This window comes from Microcoleus sp. K1-B1, assembly GCF_036704705.1.
Taxonomy (GTDB): Bacteria; Cyanobacteriota; Cyanobacteriia; order Cyanobacteriales; family Microcoleaceae; genus Microcoleus.
The window spans coordinates 1-1,409 of the sequence record NZ_JAUBSH010000201.1 but is presented as its reverse complement, the minus strand read 5'-3'; the positions used below and the strand labels follow the sequence as shown (position 1 = coordinate 1,409).

The window sequence follows — 1,409 nt, the reverse complement described above, 5'->3', positions numbered from 1 at the left end:
TTTTGTGCGTTAGCCTTACTTAATTCAGTTTACCCTCTCCGGGGACTGGAAGAGTTTATTTCTTGGATGTCCCTAAATGCGACCATTGCTCGGCCACCACCTCCCAATGGGGTAGCGCCTCCTTCACCCGTTCCTGCACCTGCAGCGTCACCGGATACGAAATCGTCTGCGCCGATGCTGTCAGCGCCACCGCAAAACTTCTCCGCAAATCCTCAGCATCGGCGCGTTCCTGCAATTTGGCCGCAAAAAACTCCCGAATCAAAGCATGAAGTTGATACTGTTTTTGTTCTACCCGCGCCAGCAAACTCAACTCCACCAAGCGCCGGCGACTAGAGTTCAAAATTCGATCGTCCAGTAGTAAACACCACTGTTGCGGTGCTGGTTCTACCTTTCCCCACGCCAACAATTTCTTCAGCCAGTTTTGCTTTGGGGCTTCAATTCTACAAGCTACCACCACTGACTCCACCAACTGCCAAGGCATGGGAGCCAAAGCAAACACGCTCAGCAATACTGCCAACTGCTGTTCGGCAGTATTTAACCGCACCCAACTCAACTCAAAAGCCGCCGCTACAGGAGTCAGCACCTCATCCTGCAACAGCTTTTGCTGCAACTGTGCCAATAACTCTGCTACCGACACATCTGGCTCTACCTTGAGAAAGGTTGCCACCAGTTCAATCCCCAAGGGCAAATACTCCAACCAAGCACACAATTTCTCAGCAACAATCTGTTCCTGAACAATGCGAGTCTTTGCCTGACTAACTTCATACAGTAACTTGAAAGCATCCAAGGGTCTGAGCTTCTTTAAATCCAACCGCTGCAAGGTTTTTTCTTCCAGTCGCTGTCGCGCAGTCAGCAACACTTTAAAGCGGGGATTTCTAGGCAGCAACCGCTGCACCGCGCGGTAATCGTTGACATCATCCAATACCAGCAGAGCATTACCAGAGGTTTTTTTTGCCCACTCTTCGTAGCAAAACTGCAACCGTTCCTCCAGATTGTCGAGAGTATCCGGCGGCTGAATTCCCATTCGCAGCGCTTTCTGCAACACCTGCGGCGCTAAATCGTTGTCCCGCACAAACAGCCACCAAATCCCTGCTGGATAGGTGTTGTGTTCGCGGTGAAAAGTTGCATACTGCCATGCCAATTCTGTCTTGCCGATGCCGCCCATTCCCGACGCAGCGGCGATCGCAACGCGCCTTCCATCCTGCAACAATCCGTGCAATTGCTGCATCTCCTCATCCCGTCCGACAAAGTTTTTTGAACCGAGTTCCGAGGGAATATCGTATAGTTGGTAAAAACTTGTGAAACCTGGATTGAGTGTTTTTCGCTCCAGGTCTAGGGCGTCGGTTCAGTATTAGGAGTTGACAAAAAAAGGAATTTATGAAATTAGCCAGTGCATGAGTTCGACTCTA

At 50.3% G+C, this 1,409-nt stretch carries 1 protein-coding gene; it reads right to left on the bottom strand.

The features are described 5' to 3' along the window. Positions 1-55: 55 nt before the first annotated feature. Positions 56-1,228, bottom strand: coding sequence for an NB-ARC domain-containing protein (locus QUA83_RS30405; RefSeq protein WP_333297936.1), 1,173 nt, complete (start codon positions 1,226-1,228; stop codon positions 56-58). Between the last annotated feature and the right edge of the window lie 181 nt (positions 1,229-1,409).

Coding starts and splice junctions, on each gene's coding strand:
- QUA83_RS30405 (WP_333297936.1), bottom strand. CDS start 1,228: ATGCAGCAATTGCACGGATTGTTGCAGGATGGAAGGCGCGTTGCGATC.